This window comes from Vibrio sp. 1069, from assembly GCF_033340555.1.
On the sequence record NZ_JAWOWP010000944.1, the window covers coordinates 1 to 517 of the forward strand.

1 pseudogene is annotated in these 517 nt (G+C 42.6%); it reads right to left on the reverse strand.

Features of this window, described 5'->3' with window-relative positions:
* Positions 1–216, reverse strand: a pseudogene (locus tag R7040_RS29945) (serine endoprotease DegQ); the annotation flags it as partial.
* Positions 217–517 lie beyond the last annotated feature (301 nt).

Genomic DNA, 517 nt, shown 5'->3' on the forward strand with positions numbered 1-517 from the left:
GAACTGAAATTGTTCCGGAATACGACTGGTTTGAACTTGTTTACCCTCAACCGCAATACTCACGACTGCTGGGGTCACTTTTTCTAGCATCGGGGCTAGGCTTGGTAATTGCTGGCCATCAACACTTAGAGGCAGTGCTGCCGTGGCCGTTATCGGCGTGATAATGGAACTCAAACTTAAAGATAGAACGGTTAGCGCAAGCAATGGCTTTTTCATCCAGTAACTCCTCTTGAAACATGTCTGCCAAAAAGAAATATCCGCACTTTACACCAATAAGAATAAGCGTTTGGTCATCCATGACAGGGTACGTTTAGCCCAACCGATAGCGCATGCCATTATTCAAAGGCCGCAATAGACTGAAACGAATTGCCTGCATAGGTTTATGAACATCAACTTATCTTGATTTATATTTTTAATATAAGGTCTAGTTTGGATATTCAAAGGGTGACGGCAGTTCACATGCAAGTTAGAGAGGGATTACTGCAGAAAAGTTCAAAAAGGGTCGATACAAATTACG